At 65.2% G+C, this 20,586-nt stretch carries 15 protein-coding genes; 9 read left to right on the plus strand and 6 right to left on the minus strand.

The window, feature by feature from the left end; genetic code table 11:
- Nucleotides 1-76: 76 nt before the first annotated feature.
- The 5 genes from DI605_RS14390 to DI605_RS14410 all read left to right on the plus strand — a co-directional run bounded on the left by DI605_RS14390 (nt 77) and on the right by DI605_RS14410 (nt 8,140).
- Nucleotides 77-1,006: a LysR family transcriptional regulator gene (locus DI605_RS14390; RefSeq protein WP_293975239.1), complete on the plus strand. Its 930-nt coding sequence runs from the start codon at nt 77-79 to the stop codon at nt 1,004-1,006.
- A gap of 265 nt (nt 1,007-1,271) precedes the next feature.
- Entirely contained in the window at nt 1,272-2,777 is a 1,506-nt protein-coding gene (locus DI605_RS14395) for an aldehyde dehydrogenase family protein (protein ID WP_293975242.1), read from the plus strand.
- Between the two features lie 182 nt (nt 2,778-2,959).
- The gene (locus DI605_RS14400) at nt 2,960-5,161 is read left to right on the plus strand and encodes a PQQ-dependent dehydrogenase, methanol/ethanol family (RefSeq protein ID WP_293975245.1); all 2,202 of its coding nucleotides are present in this window, start codon (nt 2,960-2,962) and stop codon (nt 5,159-5,161) included.
- A gap of 46 nt (nt 5,162-5,207) precedes the next feature.
- On the plus strand, nt 5,208-6,671 hold the full coding sequence (locus tag DI605_RS14405; RefSeq protein WP_293975248.1) for a cytochrome c: 1,464 nt from the start codon (nt 5,208-5,210) through the stop codon (nt 6,669-6,671).
- A 110-nt stretch (nt 6,672-6,781) separates the two neighbouring features.
- Nucleotides 6,782-8,140: an NAD(P)/FAD-dependent oxidoreductase gene (locus DI605_RS14410; RefSeq protein WP_293975251.1), complete on the plus strand. Its 1,359-nt coding sequence runs from the start codon at nt 6,782-6,784 to the stop codon at nt 8,138-8,140.
- A 44-nt stretch (nt 8,141-8,184) separates the two neighbouring features.
- On the opposite strand, the gene DI605_RS14415 is transcribed toward DI605_RS14410, so the two are convergent.
- Nucleotides 8,185-8,787: an FKBP-type peptidyl-prolyl cis-trans isomerase gene (locus DI605_RS14415; RefSeq protein WP_293975254.1), complete on the minus strand. Its 603-nt coding sequence runs from the start codon at nt 8,785-8,787 to the stop codon at nt 8,185-8,187.
- A 235-nt stretch (nt 8,788-9,022) separates the two neighbouring features.
- Between DI605_RS14415 and DI605_RS14420 the strand changes: the two genes are divergently transcribed.
- The 4 genes from DI605_RS14420 to DI605_RS14435 all read left to right on the plus strand — a co-directional run bounded on the left by DI605_RS14420 (nt 9,023) and on the right by DI605_RS14435 (nt 13,358).
- Nucleotides 9,023-10,312: an MFS transporter gene (locus tag DI605_RS14420; RefSeq protein ID WP_293975257.1), complete on the plus strand. Its 1,290-nt coding sequence runs from the start codon at nt 9,023-9,025 to the stop codon at nt 10,310-10,312.
- A gap of 157 nt (nt 10,313-10,469) precedes the next feature.
- Complete coding sequence (locus DI605_RS14425; protein WP_293975259.1) at nt 10,470-11,540, plus strand: helix-turn-helix transcriptional regulator; 1,071 nt, start codon at nt 10,470-10,472, stop codon at nt 11,538-11,540.
- 110 nt (nt 11,541-11,650) lie between these two features.
- Nucleotides 11,651-12,280, plus strand: coding sequence for a hypothetical protein (locus DI605_RS14430; RefSeq protein ID WP_293975261.1), 630 nt, complete (start codon nt 11,651-11,653; stop codon nt 12,278-12,280).
- Between the two features lie 25 nt (nt 12,281-12,305).
- The gene (locus tag DI605_RS14435; protein ID WP_293975263.1) at nt 12,306-13,358 is read left to right on the plus strand and encodes a hypothetical protein; all 1,053 of its coding nucleotides are present in this window, start codon (nt 12,306-12,308) and stop codon (nt 13,356-13,358) included.
- A 69-nt stretch (nt 13,359-13,427) separates the two neighbouring features.
- Here the strand turns inward: DI605_RS14435 and DI605_RS14440 are convergent, their stop codons facing one another.
- The 5 genes from DI605_RS14440 to DI605_RS14460 form a co-directional block, all read right to left on the minus strand.
- Nucleotides 13,428-14,210: an aldolase/citrate lyase family protein gene (locus DI605_RS14440; protein WP_293975265.1), complete on the minus strand. Its 783-nt coding sequence runs from the start codon at nt 14,208-14,210 to the stop codon at nt 13,428-13,430.
- A 16-nt stretch (nt 14,211-14,226) separates the two neighbouring features.
- Nucleotides 14,227-15,375 (minus strand): tartrate dehydrogenase, encoded by a 1,149-nt coding sequence (locus DI605_RS14445; protein WP_293975331.1) that lies wholly within the window; start codon nt 15,373-15,375, stop codon nt 14,227-14,229.
- A gap of 22 nt (nt 15,376-15,397) precedes the next feature.
- Nucleotides 15,398-18,376 (minus strand): TonB-dependent receptor, encoded by a 2,979-nt coding sequence (locus DI605_RS14450; protein WP_293975268.1) that lies wholly within the window; start codon nt 18,374-18,376, stop codon nt 15,398-15,400.
- A 285-nt stretch (nt 18,377-18,661) separates the two neighbouring features.
- Nucleotides 18,662-19,675 (minus strand): NAD(P)H-quinone oxidoreductase, encoded by a 1,014-nt coding sequence (locus DI605_RS14455; RefSeq protein WP_293975270.1) that lies wholly within the window; start codon nt 19,673-19,675, stop codon nt 18,662-18,664.
- An 8-nt stretch (nt 19,676-19,683) separates the two neighbouring features.
- Nucleotides 19,684-20,556 carry a DNA-binding transcriptional regulator gene (locus tag DI605_RS14460; protein ID WP_293975272.1) on the minus strand — a complete coding sequence of 291 codons (873 nt, stop codon included), beginning with the start codon at nt 20,554-20,556 and terminating at the stop codon, nt 19,684-19,686.
- Nucleotides 20,557-20,586 lie beyond the last annotated feature (30 nt).

Raw genomic sequence — 20,586 nt, forward strand, 5'->3', positions numbered from 1 at the left:
CCAAGGTGGTATGGAGCAAGGGGAGCAGGCCTGCAATGCGACAGGCCATGCACAGCATAGGATCCCGAAAGCCGGCATGAATATCGACATTCGGCAGCTTCGCTATTTTCGTGCGGTGGCGGACGAGCGCAGCTTCACGCGCGCCGCCGAACGTCTGAACATGGCGCAGCCGCCGCTCAGCAAGCGGATTCAGGAACTGGAGGGGGAGATCGGGGCGCCCCTGTTCGAACGGGCCAAGCGCCCCCTGAAGCTCACCCTGATCGGCAGCCTTCTCCACGAACATGCCTGCCTCGTCATGGATGCGATGGACCGGCTTCAGGCGGAGGTGCGTCAGGCGACGCAGCGGCCCCGCATGCGCTTCACGATGGGGCTGGTGCCATCGACGCTCTATGTGCGTTTTCCGGATGTCGTCGCGCGGTTTCGCGAATGCGTGCCCCAGATCGAGCTGCGCCTCGCCGAGATGGACAGTGGCGAGCAGGTGCGTGCCCTGATCGATGGCCGGATCGATATCGGGTTCGACCGGATCATGCTGGAGGATCCGCTGCTTCACCACGAAGTGATGCGGGAGGAAAATCTGGTCGTCGCGCTGCCGGCCGACGATCCGCTCATTCGCGAGGAACGTGCCCTTTCCCTGGCGGAACTGGCGACACGCCCGCTCATTCTCTATCCGGGCCGGCCGCGCCCCAGCTATGCGGATCATGTGCTGGCGATCTACCGGCAGCAGGGCCTGTTTCCCGCATCCGTGCTGGAGGTGCGCGAGTTGCAGACGGCGCTCGTGATGGTCGCGTCCGGAGCGGGCATCTGCATGGTGCCCGATTCCGTGACCCGTTCGGCCCGGCCGGACATCAGCTTCGCCCCTCTCGCCGAAGAGGCGACCGTCCCGCTCTTCATCCGCTTTCGCAAGCATGATCGCTCGCCCGCCTTCCAGGCACTGATGCGGATCTATGAGGAACTCTATCGGGAATGGGGCTGGGATTTTCCCTCGGGCCTTTCCGCCGCCCGCTGAGGCGCGCGAGAAACGAACGCTGCGTTGCGGCGCCAGCATTTTCGATGTTGGCACTTATTGCGGTGCGGATCCTTAGGCTGAACGAGGGGGATCGCTCCCATCACGCGGGCCGCAGCCGCGAGCGTCTGTTCCCGCATGCGCGGCCTGCCGACATGATCGGAACGGCATAATAACATACCGAAGAGATATTGGATGTCGGAAGGAGTCTGTTTCACAGGCGGCCAATACCTAGCAACATAAAGTAACAGTACAAGGCATCCCGATCATGTCGACCATACCGGAGATTTCCCCTTTCATCGAAGAGTATGGAAACTTCATCGGCGGCGAATGGGTAAAGCCCGTGCGCGGCGCTTACATGGACAATATTTCGCCGATCGACGGTCGTCTTCTGTGTCGGGTCCCCTCTTCGACTGCCGAGGACATTGAATTGGCGCTGGACGCCGCGCACAAGGCCAAGGGCGGCTGGCGCCGGACGGCGCCGGCGGAGCGGGCCGCCATTCTCCTCAAGGCGGCGGACCGGATGGAGCAGCACCTCCAGCTCCTCGCCCATGCCGAGACGCTCGACAATGGAAAGCCCATTCGCGAGACCCTCAACGCCGATATCCCGCTCGCGATCGATCATTTCCGCTATTTCGCCGGATGCCTGCGCGCGCAGGAGGGTGGGATCAGCGAGGTCGACGAGACGACCGTCGCTTATCATTTCCACGAGCCGCTGGGCGTCGTCGGCCAGATCATTCCCTGGAATTTCCCGCTGCTGATGGCGGCGTGGAAGCTCGCGCCCGCGCTGGCGGCCGGCAATTGCGTGGTGATGAAGCCCGCCGAGACGACGCCGGCGAGCATCCTCGTGCTGATGGAACTGATCGGCGATCTCTTTCCCGATGGCGTGCTCAACGTCGTCAACGGTCTCGGTGCGGAAGTCGGCAACGCGCTTTCGCACAGCACCCGCATCGCCAAGATCGCCTTCACCGGCTCCACCGCGACCGGGCGCCGCATCGCGCACGCCGCCGCCGAACTGCTCATCCCAGCCACGCTGGAGCTGGGCGGAAAATCGCCGAACATCTTCTTCGCGGACGTGATGGCCGAGGATGACGATTATCTCGACAAGGCGATCGAGGGCTTCGCGCTGTTCGCGCTCAACCAGGGCCAGATCTGCAGTGCGCCGACGCGCGCGATCGTCCAGGAATCGATCTACGAGCGCTTCATCGAACGCGCGCTGAAGCGCGTGAAGGCGATCCATCAGGGCAATCCGCTGGAGGATGCGACGATGATGGGCGCGCAGAATTCGCGCATGCAGCAGGACAAGATCCTGAACTATATCGACATTGGCAGGAAAGAAGGCGCCGAATTGCTGATCGGAGGCAATAGGCCCGATCTCGGCGATGCCCTCAAGGACGGCTTCTATGTCGAGCCGACGGTATTCTTCGGAAATAACAAGATGCGGATCTTCCAGGAGGAGATTTTCGGCCCGGTTCTTTCCGTGACGACCTTCAAGACGGAAGACGAGGCACTCGCCATCGCCAACGACACGCCATACGGCCTGGGTTCGGGCGTGTGGACGCGCAACGCCAATCGCTGCCACCGCGCGGCGCGCGCGATAGAGGCCGGCCGCGTGTGGGTCAATTGCTATCATGCCTACCCGGCGCACGCGGCTTTCGGTGGCTACAAGGAGTCCGGAATCGGCCGAGAAACTCACCGAATGGTGCTGGAGCACTATCAGCAGACCAAGAATGTTCTGGTCAGCTATTCGGAGAAGCGACTGGATCTGTTCTGACGACGCTCCCGACCGTTTCCGGATCTGGGATCGCGTGAAGCGGGGAGAGGGCAAGTTGGTTCGCCTGCACCCCATGGACGCGCACGTCGTGCGATGTCCCGGGGAGCCGGCAAGGTTTCCACGCGACATGCAGGACGTTTGACATCATGACGGCATCAGCTTCGGTGAGGAAAAGGTGGGCCGTGCTGGTCGGTTCGGCGGCGACGATCCTCGTTGCCGGGGGAGCCGCCCTGTTCGCCCTGTCACAGCCATCGGGCAGCCACGGGCGCGAGGATACCGGAAAGCGCATCGTCGAGGCGGAAAAGGATCCCGCCAACTGGCTCACCTACGGGCGAACCTATTCGGAACAGCGCTACAGCCCGCTGGATCAGATCAACCGATCGAATGTCGGCCAGCTCAAGCTGGCCTGGTATTATGATTTCGACACCAATCGCGGCCAGGAAGGCACGCCGCTGGTGGTGGATGGCGTGATCTACGCGACCACCAACTGGTCCAAGGTCAAGGCGCTCGATGCGGCCACGGGCAAGCTGCTGTGGGCCTATGATCCGCACGTTCCGGGCAACGTGGCGGATCGCGGCTGCTGCGACACGGTCAATCGCGGCGCGGCCTATTGGAACGGGAAGATCTATGTCGGCACCTTTGATGGCCGGCTGGTCGCGCTGGATGCGAAGACGGGCAAGGTCGTCTGGAGCGTCAACACCATTCCCAAGGATGCCGCGCTCGGGGCCCAGCGATCCTATACGGTGGATGGCGCGCCGCGCATCGCCAAGGGGCGCGTGCTGATCGGCAATGGCGGCGCCGAATTCGGCGCGCGCGGCTTCGTGTCCGCTTTCGATGCCGAGACGGGCAAGCTCGACTGGCGTTTCTTCACCGTCCCCAATCCCAGGAACGAGCCCGATCACGCCGCATCGGACAGCGTGCTGATGAACAAGGCCTACAAGAGCTGGAGCCCCACGGGCGCGTGGACCAGGCAGGGGGGGGGCGGCACCGTCTGGGATTCGATCGTCTACGATCCCGTGACCGATCTCGTTTATCTCGGCGTGGGCAATGGATCGCCCTGGAACTACAAATATCGGTCCGACGGGAAGGGAGACAATCTCTTCCTGGGTAGCATCGTGGCGGTGAAGCCCGAGACCGGCGAATATGTCTGGCATTTCCAGGAAACGCCAAAGGATCAGTGGGACTATACTTCCGTCCAGCAGATCATGACGATCGACATGCCGATCAAGGGCAAGATGCGGCACGTGATCGTGCATGCGCCCAAGAACGGCTTCTTCTACATCCTCGATGCCAAGACCGGCGAATTCCTGTCGGGCAAACCCTACGTCTATGAGAATTGGGCGAAGGGCCTCGATGAAAAGGGGCGGCCGATCTACAATCCGGATGCGCTCTATACGGAAAACGGGAAGTCCTGGTACGGTATTCCGGGCGATCTTGGCGGACACAACTTCGCCGCCATGGCTTATAGCCCGCAGACGAAGCTGGTCTATATTCCGGCCCAGCAGGTGCCGTTTCTCTACAAGAACCAGGTCGGCGGCTTCAAGGCGCATCACGATAGCTGGAATCTCGGCCTCGATATGAACAAGGCCGGCGTTCAGGACGATAACGCTGAAAAGATGAAGTTCATCCGCGACCTGAAGGGCTGGCTGCTCGCCTGGGATCCCGTTCATCAGCGCGCCGCGTTCAAGGTGGATCACAAGGGGCCGTGGAACGGCGGCATCCTGGCGACGGCCGGCGGGCTCCTTTTCCAGGGCCTCGCGAATGGCGAATTCCACGCCTACGACGCCACCAACGGGCAGGATCTGTTCCGTTTCCCGGCCCAGAGCGGGATCATCGCGCCGCCCGTCACCTATTCCGTCAACGGCAAGCAATATGTGGCCGTCGAGGTGGGCTGGGGCGGCATCTATCCCTTCTTCCTGGGTGGCCTTGCCCGCACCTCGGGCTGGACCGTCAATCACTCCCGCATCGTCGTCTTCTCGCTTGACGGGAAGGCGAAGCTGCCGCCGCAGAACGACAAGGGCTTCCTGCCGGTCAAGCCGCCCGAAGGCTATGATCCGAAGGTGGTCCAGGAAGGCTATTTCAACTTCCAGACCTATTGCGCGGCCTGCCATGGCGACAATGCGGAAGGGGGCGGGGTGCTTCCCGACCTGCGCTGGTCCGGGGCCATCCGCGCGCGCGAGGCCTTCTACAATGTCGTCGGTCGCGGGGCACTCACCGCCTATGGAATGGACCGGTTCGACAGCTCGATGAACCCCCGCGAGATCGAGGGGCTGCGCCAGTTCATCATCAAGCGCGCGACCGAAACCTATCAGCGGGAAGTGGATAGCCGGCGCAACGGCGGAATTCCCCAGGGCGTGGCGGTCGGTATCCCGTCGGCCAAATGATGGCGCCTGCCCTTTCGTCTAGCTCTTGCACACAATGGTGGGACCGATGCTGAGACTGCCTCAGACCAAATCCGGATATGCGCTTGTTGGCTCCGCCATGCTCTTCGTGCTTTCGCTCGCGATACCGGCCCTGCTGCCATCCGGCGGCGCGCCGGTGCTGGCGGGGCCTGCGGCCGCAAAGCCCGATCCGGCGCTCGTCGAAAAGGGCAGCTATGTCGCCCGGCTCGGCGATTGCATGGCCTGCCACACGGCGGTGGGCGGGGCGACCTATGCCGGCGGCCTCAAGATCAAGACGCCGGTCGGCGCGATCTATTCCACCAACATCACGCCCACGGCGACCGGGATCGGCGATTATTCGCTGGCCGATTTCGATGCCGCCGTGCGGCGCGGCATCCGCAAGGATGGTTCGTCCCTCTATCCGGCGATGCCCTATTCCGCCTTCTCGCGGATGAGCGATGAGGACATCAAGGCGCTCTACGCCTATTTCATGTACGGCGTGGAGCCGGTCGCGCAGGCGAACAAGGCGGTGGACATTCGCTGGCCTTTCTCGATGCGCTGGCCGCTGGCGCTCTGGCGCAAATGGTTCGCGCTGGAAGACGGCCCGTTCGCCGCCGCGCCGGGGCAGGATCCCGTTGTCGCGCGGGGCGAATATCTGGTGACGGGGGCCGGCCATTGCGGCGCCTGCCATACGCCGCGTGGCTGGTCGATGCAGGAGAAGGCCTTCGACGCGAAGGGAGGCGAAGTCTATCTTTCCGGTGGGGCGCCGATCGACAATTGGGTGGCGCCCAGCCTTCGCAACGATCCCACTGTGGGTCTCGGCAACTGGAGCGAGGAGGATATCGTCCAGTTCCTGAAATCCGGGCGCACCGATCATGCCGCCGTCTTCGGTGGCATGTCGGACGTGGTCGGCTGGAGCACCCAGCATTTCAAGGACGAGGATCTCGTCGCGATGGCGCGATATCTGAAGTCCCTGCCGCCCGTCACCGCCAAGGGGCACTACGCCTATGATCCGGCGACGGCGCAGATGCTCGCGGCGGGCGCCGTGGGCAGCAATGCGGGCGCCGGCATCTATCTGAAGGAATGCGCGATCTGCCACAGCAATGACGGGAGCGGGGTGGCGCGCATGTTCCCGCCGCTCGCCGGCAATCCGGTGATCGTGACGGAGAATCCCACCTCGATCGTCAACGTCGTCGTCAATGGCGGCGTGCTGCCTCCCACCAACTGGGCGCCCTCCGCCGTCGCGATGCCCGGTTTCAAGGATCGGCTGACCGACAAGCAGATCGCGGATGTGGTGAATTTCCTGCGCATATCCTGGGGCAACAAGGCGCCCGCCAACGTCACGGCCAAGCAGGTCATGAAGCTGCGGACGGCAGGGGAGCCGGTGGCGACCACCGCGTGGGGGGCTGGCACGCACCAGACCAGCACCTGGGGCGTCTTCCACCCGCAGCCCTATGGCGAGGGCTGGACCTTCGCGCCCGAAACCCATGACGGCCGCGAAAAGGCGCGCTGATCCGGCGTCGAAAGACATGATGGTTCGCAGGGAAGACGGGATGCCACGCGGCTGATCATCGTTGGTCGGCCGCGGTGAAGGCGGCTGCCCGAGCGATGTGAGGAAGTGGCATGACGGTACAGCACTCCCAGGAACTCCACTTCGCGCCCGCCGGCTCGAAGAAGCGCAAGACGCAGATCGTGATCGTGGGCGGCGGCGCGGCCGGGCTGGAGCTGGCGGCGCGGCTGGGGCGGCGGTTCGGCCGGCGCGATCACGACATCATCCTCGTCGAGCGGAACCGGACCCATATCTGGAAGCCGCTGCTCCATGAGGTGGCCACCGGAGCGCTGGATGCGAATATCGATGAGGTGGGCTATCGATCGCACTGCAAGCGCTGGGGCTATCGCTTCTTCCACGGCACGCTGGAATCCGTCGATACCGAAGCGCGCCTGATCCATCTGGCTCCGCTCATGGAGGATGGGCGGGAACTCATCAGCCGCCATTCGCTCCGCTACGATTATCTCGTGCTCGCCTTCGGATCGATCACCAACGACTTCGGCACGCCGGGCGTGCGCGAACATTGCATGTCACTGGACAGCCGCGCGGAGGCCGATCGGTTCCGCGATCGCCTGCTCAATCACTGCCTTGCCGCATCCCGCGCGATGATCGCCAATCCCGATGACGACGCCCGCGTGAGGGTTTCGATCGTCGGCGCGGGCGCCACCGGAGTCGAGCTGGCGGCCGAACTCTACAACGCCGCCGATGCGCTGGGCTATTACGGGCTGGAGGTGTTCGATGGCCGGCGGCTGGAAGTGACGCTGATCGAGGCGGGACCGCGCATCCTTCCGGCCTTGCCGGATCGCCTTTCCCACGCCGCCAGGGCGGAACTCGAGAAGCTGGGCGTCCGCGTCCTGACGGGCGTGCCCGTCACGCAGGTGACGGCCGACGCGATCGTCACCCGGGATGGCGAGGCGATCCCGGCCGATCTGATGGTATGGGCGGCGGGCGTGCGCGCTACACCCATCGCCGGCAGGCTGGGTGGCCTCGAACTGACGCGCAGTGGCCAGATCCTCACGACGGCGACGCTGCAATCCGTATCCGATCCGCACGTCTTCGCGATCGGGGACTGCGCCTCCTGCACGCCGCCGGGCCGCACGCAGCCAGTTCCCCCGCGAGCACAGAGCGCACACCAGATGGCCGCCTGCGTCTATGACAATCTGATCCGCCTGATGGACAACCGGCCGCTGCGCGCCTTCATCTACAAGGATCACGGATCGCTCGTCTCCCTCAGCCGATATTCCACGCTCGGCAGCCTGATGGGCAGTCTCAGCAGGGGCTCCCTGGCGATCGAAGGGCGTATCGCGCGGTTCGTCTATACGTCGCTCTATCGCATGCACCTGATCGCGATCCATGGCTGGATCCGAGGCTCCGCGCTGATCCTGGCAGGGCATGTCCACGCGATCCTGCGCCCGAAGCTCAAGCTTCACTGAAGGCCGGGCGGCAGGCATTCGCTCCGCCTCGCCCCGATGGCGCGCTATGGCTGTGGCGGCGCATCCTGCTGCGGGGCGGGCTCACCCGACGTCGCCTTGCGCATCTCCTCCATTTCGGCCGGAGTCCTGAAATCGAGAAGCTCGATCTGGAACACAAGATCGGAATTGGCGGGGATCGGTCCGGAAGCCTGGTCGCCATATCCCATCGCCGCCGGTATGCAGAGCCGGATCACCCCGGTCCTGCCCACCTTCTGCAATCCCTGCGCGAAGCCGGGGATCACTCCATCCAGTGGAAGAGGCGATCGCATTCCCTGATCGAACATCTCGCCGGTGGCGGCCAGATAGCCGATATAGTTGACGAGCACGGTGGCATCGGCCGACGGCATCGGCCCCGTGGCCGGGCGGAGCATCGTATAGCCGAGCCCGGAGGGTTCGCGCACGCCGCACAGCCGCTGGGCGGCGGGAACGATGGGCTTCAGCGGCAGCGGGATGATGCTGTTGTTCGCCACAATCGGCTTCGGCGCGGCGGCGGGCGGCCGGGCGGCCGGCTTGCGAACCGTTGCCGCCTCGGCGGATGGCAGGAGCACCAGCAAGGACAAAGGCATCGCTGAAACGAAGTGGCGCATCGCGCGCGGGAAATGGTTCATGCGCGGCGCCATAGGCAGCGTTCGGCCGATCGATCAAGCCACGGTCGAGCGACATGTCCGCGGCGCCGACGATCCTGCCGCCAGCCGGGCAAAACAGCAGCCCTGGTTTGTGACGGGATCTCCCGCTCATCTGCCGGGCCGCGCCGGCATCGGCCAGGGCGCGCCATTTCCGGGCCTGGCTCGACGGGCCTCGCCGGCTTCGATAGTCTCCGCCGACAAGATCAGGAGCGGGCATTTGGCAGAACCGGAAGCGGCTGGATCGGCACTTGGCGGCCGAACCCTGTCGAAAATCACCCGCCATCTCATGCCCTTGCTCTGCGTGATGTATCTGATCGCCTATATCGATCGCCAGAACGTCTCCTATGCGAAGCTGGAGATGGTGGATGCGCTGGGCCTTTCCGAAGCCGCCTATGGGCTGGGCGCCAGCCTCTTCTTCCTCGGCTATTTCCTGTTCGAGGCGCCGGCCAACCTGATCCTGGCGAGGGTGGGCGCCCGGCTCTGGTTCGCGCGGATCATGGGGAGCTGGGGGCTCGTGACGCTGGCTCTCGGCTTCACGCAGAACGCGACCATGTTCTATCTGCTGCGTTTCCTGCTGGGCGTGGCCGAAGCGGGTTTCTTCCCCGGCGTCCTCTACGTGCTCACCCTATGGTATCCGCAGGCGAGGCGGGCCCAGATGGTGGGGCTGTTCATGCTCGCGAGCGCGATCGCCAACGCGGTGGGTTCGCTGGTCGGCGGCGCCCTGCTCGAACTGGACGGGGCGGCCGGGCTTGCCGGCTGGCAGTGGGTTTTCATCGCCACCGCCGTGCCCGCCATATTGCTGGTGCCGCTCATCCTGAGGAAGCTGCCCGCCGTCCCGGCCGACGCGCCCTTCCTGCGCGAGGAGGAGAAAGCGTGGCTCGCCGCGGAACTGGCGGGCGAGCCCGCGCCCGCAGCCGAAGGATCCCCCTGGGGGGCGCTGATCGACCGGCGCGTCCTGATGTTCGCGGCATTGTATGTCGGCATGCCGCTTGGCGCTTATGGCCTGAGCTACTGGCTGCCAACGATCGTCAAAGGGTTCGGCGCGTCCAACATTCAGAATGGGGCGATCAACATCATTCCTTGGCTGTGCGTCGCCGCCGCCTTGTGGGCGGTGCCGCGCCATGCCGAGCGACACGGGGCGAGCGTCTGGCATATTGCCGGGCCGCTGTTCCTGTCCGCCATCTGCCTGCTCGGCAGCGTGCTTCTGCCCGGCGTGGTGGTGAAATTCGCCTGCCTGTGCGTGGCGGCGGCGGCGGTGATGTCCGCCCAGCCCGTCTTCTGGAGCGTGCCGCAGCGCATGCTGTCCGGTGCGCATGCGGCAGCCGGGCTCGCCGTCATCAACTCGATCGGCAATCTCGGCGGCTTCGTCGCGCAGAATGCCGTTCCGGCGATTCACGACGCGACGGGAAGCAATCTCGCGCCGATGGCCGCTCTGGCCCTCGTGGTCCTGATCGGTGCTGTGGGATGCCTCGTCGCGCTCAGGCCGCTCATGCCTTCACCGCGCTGAGGCCCGGCACGGTCCGGCCCCGGGCGATCCACCGGCCGAAACTTCGCATTTTTGCGCGGATGGATGTTTACCGCTGCTTTGGAACCGGCGCCTATGGTCCCGCTGATCGGGAGAGGTAAGGGAAAGCGACGGGGGAAGGCCATTGGGCATGCTATCGATGAACGCCGAGTTCGCATCGGCCCCGTTCGAGCCGGGTGGATGGGATCGCGCGCTCAAGCGGCTGGCGTCACGCACCGGGTCTGCGCGGATGCAGCTCGTGGCGATCGGCAACAGGGGGCTCGTGCCGCTTAACTGGACGACCGATGCGCCGGCCGGTTTCGTCGAGCAGTTTGTCGAGATCGGTGGCGGCGATCCGCACCGGAACTGGCGCGTGGCCTTTGCGGGCGCCCCGTTCGAAATAGCCAGCGAACGGGATTATGATCGCATGCGCGCGCGGCTGAAGTGCGATGTCTATGATGATTATGTCGCCCAGTTCGACGTTCCCTTCGGCTGCCAGTGCGTGCTGGAACGCGGCGCCGATCGCTTCGTCGGGCTGGCGGCATTGCGCACCAATGCCGATGGGCGGACGACCGAACAGGATCGGGAAATATTCGCCGAGGCGGCGCCGCATGTTCTGTCCGCGGTTCGCTTGCAACGTTCCATCGAGCATCGCGGGGCTGAACTGGCCGCCGGCGCGCTGGAGGCGATCGGCGCCGCCGCCTTCGTCATAGACGGAAACGGGCGCGTGGGGGCGCTTACGCCGGCGGCGGAACGGCTCGTCGGCCCCGGCGGGCCTTTGTCCCTGTCGAAAGCGGGGCTATCCGGCGCGACCGAGCCCGGCAATCGCGATCTTCAGCGCGCCTTGTCGGCCGTCCTGGTCAGCCGGGGCGATGTACCGCCCCGGAGATTCTGGCTGGGAGCGCCCGACAGCCCCATTCTGTGTGAACTGTTCGCCCTCCCGACGCGCGAATGGAGCCTGGGGTTCGATCCGCGCGCGCTGTTGGTGGTCGGCCCGCTGGCCGCGCGGGGCGGGGATGAGGCCGGGCTGCTGCGTGGCCTGTTCGGCTTTACCACCGCCGAGGCGGATATCGTCGCGCGGTTGAGAGGGGGCGCCACCCGGGAGGAGATTGGCGAGGCCCGCCGCGCCTCTGCCAGCACGATCCTCTCCCAGATCAAGGCGATTTTCCGCAAGGCGGACGTGCATCGCGAAACCGAGTTGTTGACCAAGATCGGCCGCCTTCTGCGCTGATATCCCCAGATCGGGGGATGACGCCCCCGGCGTCGCGCTTATTCCCGATGGGCAGGCGGGGCCGCCCGGTGCCGGACTGCGCTCTCAATCGATCCATGGGGGATTGTCGGGTGAAAAGGCTTTGTTCGTGGTTTGGCGTATCCCTGTTGGCCGTGGCCGGTGCTGTGCCGCTGCCCGCACAGGAGGCGAAGCAGACGGCTGAAGGCGCCCAGCGGTTTTTCGCGCAGCTGGTGCAGGATGGCCGTGTCACCATCAGCGGCAATCTGGCGCGCGTGCCGATCCATGTTACCGGAACGCATGTCTTCGAAGTTGGCAGAAGTTCGTTTTCCGGGGTGGGGAAATTCAGGAACGCCCCGATCACCTTTGACGGATTTGGCCCTGTCGACTTCAAATCTCCGGATTTCGCATCCGATAAACCATGCGAATCCCGAATCTCGAATATTTCCTACCACAACATGTTCGAAACAGAAATCACAAGACAATATAGTAATGGAAGGGGCTATATAGAAAATAGCCAGCAATCCGTTCCGGCTATGCCGAAAGAGATGGTTATAAACTGGTCGAGAGTGAATGTTACGGGAGGGACTGGTCTCGTAAGGGTGTCGTGGACCGATCCATCGTACAAAAATTCGTATATCGATTTCGTGATTGGCGGCGGAAAGGAATTGATGGACAGGGTGGAGTTCGCGGCGAAGTTTCTTCAGGCCAGTTGCGATGTTGCGGCGAACACCGGCTTCTAGGCGCGGGGTCACCCTGGATAACAGGATGATCGCGGCCGGGCTTGGCGTCGCCGCGATCATGGGGGTGATGATCGCGGGTGTGCCGGGCGCGGCATGGGCGCAGGCGTCCGACGCGCCCCGCCGGCTCGGCACCGAGGACATAGCCAAGCTGCGGGCGCGCATCGCTTCCGACAAGCAGCAGCGCGAGGACGCGGCCGAACGCGCCCGCGAGGAGGCGCTGCGTCAGGAGGAGGATCGCCGGATCGCCGCCGCGGAGGCTGAGGCCTCGGCGGATTATTCGGATGATGAGCCGGCCCAGCCGCCCGCGCCCAATCCGGCCGAGGTGTTCGCCCGAACCTTTTCGCGGGAATATACCACCAACATGGCGATCGTGAATCACGGCAACGCCAATGTCGCCACCGCGCGCCAGGGCGTGATCGACGAGCAGCGCCGACGCGAGGCGCTGCAGCGCGCTGTGGTGGTCCGCCGTGAGGTGGAGGCCGCGCGGGCGAAGCGTGCTCAGGCGGCGTCGGTCGCCGGCGCGCCAGCCGTATCGGCTGCGCACCCGGTATCCCCCCAGTCCGCCGCGACCGCTTCGGCCCCTGCGGTTTCGCAGGCGACCAGTGCCGAGACGCGCGCCCGCCAATTGCGCGAGCAGGCCGCCGCCGAGCGCAAGCGTCTTGCGGCGGCCGCCAGGCCGGCCGAGGTTGCCACCTCCGCCGTAAGCCCCGCTTCCGGCGGAACGAATCCGAACGTCATGGCCCGAGCGGGGGGCTCTGCGGCTTCCATGCCGGGGGCGGGTTCTGGTATGACGACCGCCGATTACGGCCCCGCCAAGGCATGGTGCCAGGCGAGCGCGGCCGGAACATTCCAGTGCATGGGCCCGCTGTCCCGCTCGCTCGCCTGGGAGAAATCGCTCGATTTCGCCTTGTCCAATGTCGGCTGCGCGGGCGGGAAGGGCTATAATCCCACGCCCGGCCACGGTGGCAGCGGCTTCGATTGCGGCCGCGCCCTTCACGTGGGCGATTTCCGGATGCCGCTCTACGATCCCTATCGTGGCGGCGGAAATCCGGTGCGGGTGACGAAGACGGGGCAGTGATCCCAGTCACCGCCTCACGCGGATGAGGCGGTCCCCGCGCTGTCAGACCGTCAGCGGGTGCGGTCCGAATTATATCTCCATCGTCTTGAATTCTCTCAAAGCGGCTCCGGCGGCCTGACGCAGGAAGCCCAGATCGGATGCGACCACCAGGCATTTCACGCCGAGCCCGAGCACATATCTGCCCTCGTCGCTCGTCAACGACTGGGTCAGGGCCGCGACCGGGACACCGGCTTTCCCGCAGGCGGCGACGATCGTGGCGACCGCCTCCTCGATCGTGGGCGCGCCCGGCCCTGCATTGCCGAGTGACAAGGCAAGGTCGCCACGGCCGAGAAAGATCGCGTCCAGCCCTTCGACGGCCACGATCTCGTCGATCCGGTCGAGTGCGCGCGCATCCTCGATCATGGCGATCACCACCGATGTCTCGTCGCAATATTGATAATTGGCGCCGCCGCGCTTGCCATATTCGCCGCCCCGGCTGGCGCCCGCGCCGCGCACACCCCCGCGATAGCGCGCATAGGATATGATCGCGCGCGCCTTTTCCGCGGAATCGACATGAGGAACCATGATGCCGATCGCGCCGTCGTCCAGCACGGAAAGCACGCTGTTCGCGTCGGGCCGGGCGATGCGAACGATCCCGGCGATGCCATAAGCGCGCGTGGCGAGCAGCGCCGTATCCAGGGTTCCGCGATGCCAGGGGGCATGTTCCTCGTCCAGGATCACGAAATCGAAGCCGTCGAGGCCGAGCACCTCCGTATTCTGGGGCGCGGGCACCTTCATGAAGGTGCCGATCATCGGATCCCGGGCTTTCAGCCGGGCCTTGAATTCGCGTGGATCGGGGCGTGGGCCGGCCATGTCGCAATGTCTCCTCTCAGGTTTCCGCCTTTGCCGGCGCGCGTATGACCATGTCCGCCCGGAGAGCATCGACGATCGCCGCGCCGCATCGGGCGGTATCGGCCGGGCCGCCGAGATCGGCCGTGCGGAGATCGCCATCGGCCAGCACCCGCTCGATCGCGCGCAGGATCGCAGCCCCCGCATCGCCTTCGCCCAGATGATCGAGCATCAGCGCGGCGGACCAGATCTGGCCGATCGGGTTGGCGATGCCCTTGCCGGCAATGTCTGGCGCCGAACCGTGAACGGGTTCGAACAGCGAGGGGAAATCCCCTTCCGGATTGAGATTGGCGGACGGCGCGATACCGATCGTGCCGGTGCAGGCGGGGCCGAGATCGGAAAGAATATCGCCAAACAGGTTGGAAGCAACGACGACATCGAAGCGATCCGGGTTCATTACGAACTGTGCGGCCAGAATATCGACATGATATTTGTCCCACGAAACGTCGGGATAATCGCGGGCCACTGCCTCCACCCGCTCGTCCCAATAGGGCATGGTGATGGCGAGGCCGTTGGATTTGGTCGCCGATGTCAGATGCCGGGCCGGACGTGAGCGCGCGAGGCGGAAGGCATAATGCAGCACGCGATCGATCCCGATCCGCGACATCACCGTTTCCTGCAGCACGATTTCGCGTTCCGTGCCGGCGAAGGCGCGGCCGCCGATCGCGGAATATTCGCCCTCGCTATTCTCACGCACGACGATGAAGTCGATGTCGCCGGGTTCCCGCCCGGCCAGCGGGCTGCGCACGCCCGGCATCAGCCGGACCGGTCGCACGTTGACATATTGATCGAATTCGCGCCGGAACTGGAGCAGCGAGCCCCAGAGCGAAACATGATCCGGCACGGTGGCGGGCCAGCCGACCGCGCCGAAGAAGATCGCGTCGAAGCCGGCCAGACGCGCCTTCCAGTCATCCGGCATCATCCGGCCGTGCGCGCCGAAATATTCGGCCGACGCGAAACCGAATTTCACGAGATCGAGCGTGAAGCCGCAGCAGGCTGCCGCCGCCTCGAGCACGGCAATGCCCTGGGGCATCACTTCCTTGCCGATACCGTCGCCCGCGATCACGGCGATGCGATGGCGGCGGCCCTCTTGCGGAACAGGCTCCACCGTCGCATCGCCGCCGGGCATATGTGCTGTCTCGCGCACCGCCCTACATCTTCACCCGCAGGCCGACGCGGAAATAGCGGCCATAGGGATCGAAATAGAGGCCGTTGCCGAAGAGGCGCAGCTGATCCGGCTCCTGCCGATCGAAGACGTTGTTGACGTTGACGAAGGCCTCGTAGCGATTGTCCGTGCCGAATTTCACCCGCGCCGTCAGGTCCAGATAGAAGGCACTGTCGACGTGATTGATGTTCACGCTGTTCGGATCGTTGACGTTATAGCCCTTCTCCTCCGGCCCGGTCTTGGTGGGATCCAGGATGCCGCGGGGGATATAGCGCGCATGCGCCGTCAGCGCCCATTGCGCGCGCGAATAGGTGATGACGGCATCCGCCTTCCAGCGCGGCACACCCTGAACATTGGTGATCGTTCCCGCATTGCCGGTGACATTGTCGAGCTTGGTCACCAGGCCCGTCGCGCCGATCGTGTTGAGATTGAGCACCCAATTGCCGTTGAGCTGGAAATCGAAATTGCCGCCCAGTGCAGGCAGGCGATAATCGGCGACCAGTTCATACCCCTCGGCATGAAGCTGGCTGAGATTCTGGAAGGTCGAAAAGACGGTGTTGATCGATCCGTTGGGATTGAACTGGATCAGATCGCACAGCAGGCCCTGGCCCTTGCAGGCGGTGGCGATCGCCGTCGCGCTCAGTGAGTCGATCGCGCCCTTCACCTTGATGTCGTAATAATCGAAGGAAAGGTTGAAGCGGCGCAGAAAGCTCGGCTTCAGCACAACGCCGGCAGTGAAGGTGTCGCCGCGTTCCAGCTTCAGGTTCGGATTGCCGCCGGTGACGATGAATTGCTGCGTGGTCGATCCGATGAACGGATCGGGCTGCGGCAATTGCACGCGCGTCGCGTTCGGGCTCGATTCCTGTGCGCTGGGAGCCCGAATGTCGCGCGATCGCGTGACACGGAAGGTGATGTCCGGGATCGGCGTATAGACGCCGCCCATCTTCCAGGTCGTGGCATTGCCGAAGGGATCATAATGGGTCCGCCGGATGGCGCCATCCAGATCGAGCGATCTCCCGAGCGCCGAATCCTTGAGCAGCGGCACGCCGACCTCGATATAGCCTTCCACCACGTCCGTCCGGGTATAAGGCAGCGCCGTCGTCGTCGGCGAGATGAACCGGTTCGCCAGCGTGTTCGCATCGGCATCGCCCTCGGCCGTGTCGCGCCGCCATTCGCCGCCGATCGCGAATTTCACCTCGCCGGCCCACGTGCGCAGCGGCGTGCCGCGCAGGTTCACCGAGGCGGCGTGCTGCTGATAGGTGCGGGTCTGCCACTCGTCGACATTGTAGCGTGCGTCGGTCGCGGCCGGGATGCCGAAGGCGAAGAGGTTGATGGGAATGCAGCCATTGGCGGGATTGGCCAGCGTGGTGCGACAGACGATGCTGCCCAGCGCGAGGCCGGACGCGCCGACATTGGCGGTGGTGACACGCACCGCGTCCACCGCGTCATTCCATTCCTTCAGCCGCGTGCGCCAGCTGTCGGTGCGCCCCTCCACGCGGCCGTAGGTGTAGGATGCGTCCCAGTTCCAGCCATGGCCCAGATCGCCCTTCAGCGAAGCCGCGCCGCGATAGGTTTTGTTGATGCTCGTGCCGACGGTGGAACCGCCGACGGACCACATGCCGTGATTCACGTTGAGCTTCGTGATCGCCGGATCCGCAGCCAGGATCGTCGCGCGGGTGGCATCCGAAATATAGGGATTGTTGATATCGATCGCGGCCGGGCTGTCGAGCGGCACCGTCGAATTCGTATGCCCCTCCACCCGGCTGAACATGAATTCCACGGAGGCGCTGATATCATCCGTCAGATCATAATCGCCGTGGATCGTCGCATTGGCATGTTCGGTCGGCACCACCAGCGGCGAGGGGGCTTGGCCGATCAGAAAGGGCTGCGTGGGATCGCCGTTCGGATAGACGGCGAACAGGCCGCTCAGGAGATTGCCGAACTGATAGGGGACGAGATTGCCGTTGGTATCGAACTGCTTGCCGCGCAGCGCCGCCGGAAGCGAGGTGGCTCCGGTATTGAGAAGCTGCTGGCCCAGCGTGATCGTGCCGCCCGCGCCGTTTGATTTGATCGCGCCAGTGATGATGCCATTCTCGTTATAGACGAACATGACATGATCGAGGACGAGCGTGGCCGGCAGGCCGTTGGTGCTCGTTCGGGTCGTGGTGTTGTATCCCGGATTGGCGAGATAATTGGTGTAGCGCGAGCACCAGGGGCGCGTTTCGCAGGCGCCGATGCCATTCTCCTTCGAATATTCGCCGCCGATGATGACGTGGCCCCGCCCCCCGGCCAGATCGCGGCCCCAGGCGAGCGCGCCGTAGCGGGCGAAGGCATCGCCGCGCTGGGCGATCCCGACATTGGCCTCCGCCTTGAAGCCCGTGAATTTGCGATCGAGGATGATGTTGACCACGCCGGCCACCGCATTCGCCCCATAAGCGGCCGAGGCGCCGCCGGTGACGACTTCCGTCTGCCGCACCAGGATCGTCGGGATGCTGTTGAGATCGACCGTGCCATTGTCGGCGCTCGCCACGAAGCGGCGGCCGTCCACCAGCGTCAGTGTGCGCGTGGCACCGAGGCCGCGCAGATCCAGCGTGCGCGCGCCGATGCTGCCGGAAACGCGGAAGCTGTTGGTGGACGGCGAACTGATCGGGCGGAAGGACGGTATCTGGTTCAGTGCGTCGCCCACGTTGGTGATCGCAAGCTGCTCCAGCCGCTGCTGGCCGACCACGTTGACCGGCGTCGGGGAATCATAGCCCGCGCGGCCGAGGCGCGATCCGGTGACGATGATATCCTTGGCTTCGGCCGGCGCGGCGGGCGTGCCGCCCGAGGTTGCCGCCGGAGCCGCATCCGCCGCCGTGCCCGCAGCCAGAGGCGCGCCCTGCGCCGATGCGACGCCCGATAACGCGGCCAGCGTGAACGCGGCGCTCGATGCGCGGAGCATGAGCAGAGCGCGGCTGTTGATCATTCGTCCCCTCCCTGTGATGCGCCGCGCCGCCCCTTGCGGGATCGTCCGCACCGCTATTCCGCGCCTGGCCCATCAAATCCCGCGTCATGCGATCTCCGGAGATCCCGGCTCCATGCGAGTATTGATCGTCGAATTGGTGAATCCCGTTCGCCACCAGGCATCGTCTGCTATTATCTGATGGAGCAGGGAGGCTGAGAGAAAGTCCCGAGTTGCATCCTTCCGTAGCGTGAAAGATTTCGGCTGATGGAATGACTTAGAAGGATGGGTAATTCAATTTTGGCGCGATTATTCAGAGTGACTTGTAATGCCGGCCATTTCGGGATCCAGGATCAGAACGATCTTGCCGATCTGGCGGTTGGCCTCCAGTTCACGGTGCGCATCCATGGCCCTTTCCAGCGGGAAGGTCGCGCAGATATGCGTTCGGATCCGGCCAGCCTCGATCAGCGGCCAGACATGCTGGCGCAGCGCGCTGGCGAGGGCGGCCTTGTAGGCGGGGCTGCGGGGGCGCAGCGTGCCGCCGGTCAGGGTGAGCTGGCGACGGACGAGGAAGCGGGTGTTCACGTCCGCCATCGCGCCCGCATGGCTGGCGAGCAGCACGAGGCGCCCGCCATCGGCCAGCAGATCGAGCTGTGGCTGGCTGGTCGGGCCGGCCTGTGCGTCGACGATCACGTCGCAGCCGCCACCGAAGAGGTCGCGCGCCTGCGCCTCCCAGCCGGCATCGCGATAGTCGATTGCGTGCGCCGCGCCGGCAGCCAGGCAGAGATCGCGTTTCATAGCACTGCTCGCCGTGGCGACGATCCGCGCCCCGCGCAGCCGGGCGGCGATCTGGATCGCGGCGAGGCCAACGCCGCTCGCGCCCCCCTGATAGAGCAGCGCTTCCCCCGTGCCGAGCCGGCCGAGATTCATCAGCGCATTCCACGCCGTGAAATAGGCTTCGGGCAACGATGCCGCCTCGATGAAGCCGAGGCCGGCGGGCAGCGGCAGGCATTGGCCGGCCGGCGCGCGGCAATAATCGGCATAGCCGCCGCCGTTGACCAGCGCGCATACGCTATCGCCGGGACGCGGCCAGCGCACGTCATCGGCGGCCGCGACGACGATGCCGCTCACATCGAGGCCCAGGATCGGCGAGGCGCCGGGCGGCGGCGGATAGAGGCCGCGTCGCTGCTGCACGTCGGGCCGGTTCACGCTGGCCGCCACCACGCGGATCAGCACTTCCCCGGCCGCCGGCACCGGGATCGCCATGTCGGAGACGTGGATCGTCGCAGCCTCTCCCTCGCCCCGGATCGCGATGGCGCGCATCGACCGGCTCATTCCGCGGGGGCGGGTTCGCCGATGGGCATGTGGCGCGCGTGGCGCTGCGGTGATCGGATATCCAGCTGGCGCGATATTTCGGCAGCCGTGGCGCGCAGCGTCGGCAGATAGCGTTTCACGCCTTCCTGCGGCGATACGCCGGCCGCGATCCAGGTGATGCCAAGAGACGCCACGACGCGGCCATTGTCGTGCACCGGCACGGCCAGGGTGGCCGAACGCGGCTCGATCAGGGGATCGCGCATCGCATAGCCCTGTTCGCGCACCTGCCCGATCAGCCGGGCCATCGCTTCCGGATCATGCGCCGGCTGATCCTCGGGATCGGGGCTGTGCTTCAGGATTTCGATGAGGATCTTCTGTTCGCTGGGCGAACTGGCCGCGAGGAAGGCGCGCCCCAGCGAACGGCCGATCATGCTCAGCCGCTTGTTGAGCGTGGAATGGAGCAACGAGAGCGAGGTATAGGGGATGGTGCTGGCGCGGACGACCATCGCGTTCAGCTCGAACAGGGCCAGGGCCAGCGGCCAGCCCTCCCGCTTGGTCACCTCGATCATGATCTCCTCCGCGATCTCGATGATGAGCGGTTCGTGGTGAAAGCCGCTCGACAGCGATTTGACCCCGCCGAGGAGCTGATAGGTGCCGTAGCTGGAGGATTGCGCGGCAAGTCCCTTGCCCTCCAGCGTGCGCAGCAGGCGGACGATCGAGGGCTTCGGCAGTCCGGTTTCGCGATGCAGATCATGCAACGTCGAGAGCGGGCGGCGGTTGAGCGCCTGAAGCAGATCGATCGCGCGTTCCACCGCGCGCACGCCATCGCACTTGCTCTCCCGCTCCACCATCGCCTCCGTTCTTTTTTCGACTGACGGAATGGCCCGCATGCCCGCTCCGCGGCAACGCGCCTGTCGCGA

It is taken from the genome of Sphingomonas sp., assembly GCF_003248515.1.
Lineage (GTDB): Bacteria > Pseudomonadota > Alphaproteobacteria > Sphingomonadales > Sphingomonadaceae > Sphingomonas_I.

What these genes read in the sequence shown, in the direction of transcription:
- DI605_RS14460 (WP_293975272.1), bottom strand. Translation starts at nt 20,556, where the DNA reads ATGCGGGCCATTCCGTCAGTCGAAAAAAGAACGGAGGCGATGGTGGAG.
- DI605_RS14410 (WP_293975251.1), top strand. Translation starts at nt 6,782, where the DNA reads ATGACGGTACAGCACTCCCAGGAACTCCACTTCGCGCCCGCCGGCTCG.
- DI605_RS14440 (WP_293975265.1), bottom strand. Translation starts at nt 14,210, where the DNA reads ATGGCCGGCCCACGCCCCGATCCACGCGAATTCAAGGCCCGGCTGAAA.
- DI605_RS14390 (WP_293975239.1), top strand. Translation starts at nt 77, where the DNA reads ATGAATATCGACATTCGGCAGCTTCGCTATTTTCGTGCGGTGGCGGAC.
- DI605_RS14425 (WP_293975259.1), top strand. Translation starts at nt 10,470, where the DNA reads ATGAACGCCGAGTTCGCATCGGCCCCGTTCGAGCCGGGTGGATGGGAT.
- DI605_RS14415 (WP_293975254.1), bottom strand. Translation starts at nt 8,787, where the DNA reads ATGAACCATTTCCCGCGCGCGATGCGCCACTTCGTTTCAGCGATGCCT.
- DI605_RS14450 (WP_293975268.1), bottom strand. Translation starts at nt 18,376, where the DNA reads ATGATCAACAGCCGCGCTCTGCTCATGCTCCGCGCATCGAGCGCCGCG.
- DI605_RS14395 (WP_293975242.1), top strand. Translation starts at nt 1,272, where the DNA reads ATGTCGACCATACCGGAGATTTCCCCTTTCATCGAAGAGTATGGAAAC.
- DI605_RS14445 (WP_293975331.1), bottom strand. Translation starts at nt 15,375, where the DNA reads ATGCCCGGCGGCGATGCGACGGTGGAGCCTGTTCCGCAAGAGGGCCGC.
- DI605_RS14405 (WP_293975248.1), top strand. Translation starts at nt 5,208, where the DNA reads ATGCTGAGACTGCCTCAGACCAAATCCGGATATGCGCTTGTTGGCTCC.
- DI605_RS14435 (WP_293975263.1), top strand. Translation starts at nt 12,306, where the DNA reads ATGATCGCGGCCGGGCTTGGCGTCGCCGCGATCATGGGGGTGATGATC.
- DI605_RS14455 (WP_293975270.1), bottom strand. Translation starts at nt 19,675, where the DNA reads ATGCGCGCCATCGCGATCCGGGGCGAGGGAGAGGCTGCGACGATCCAC.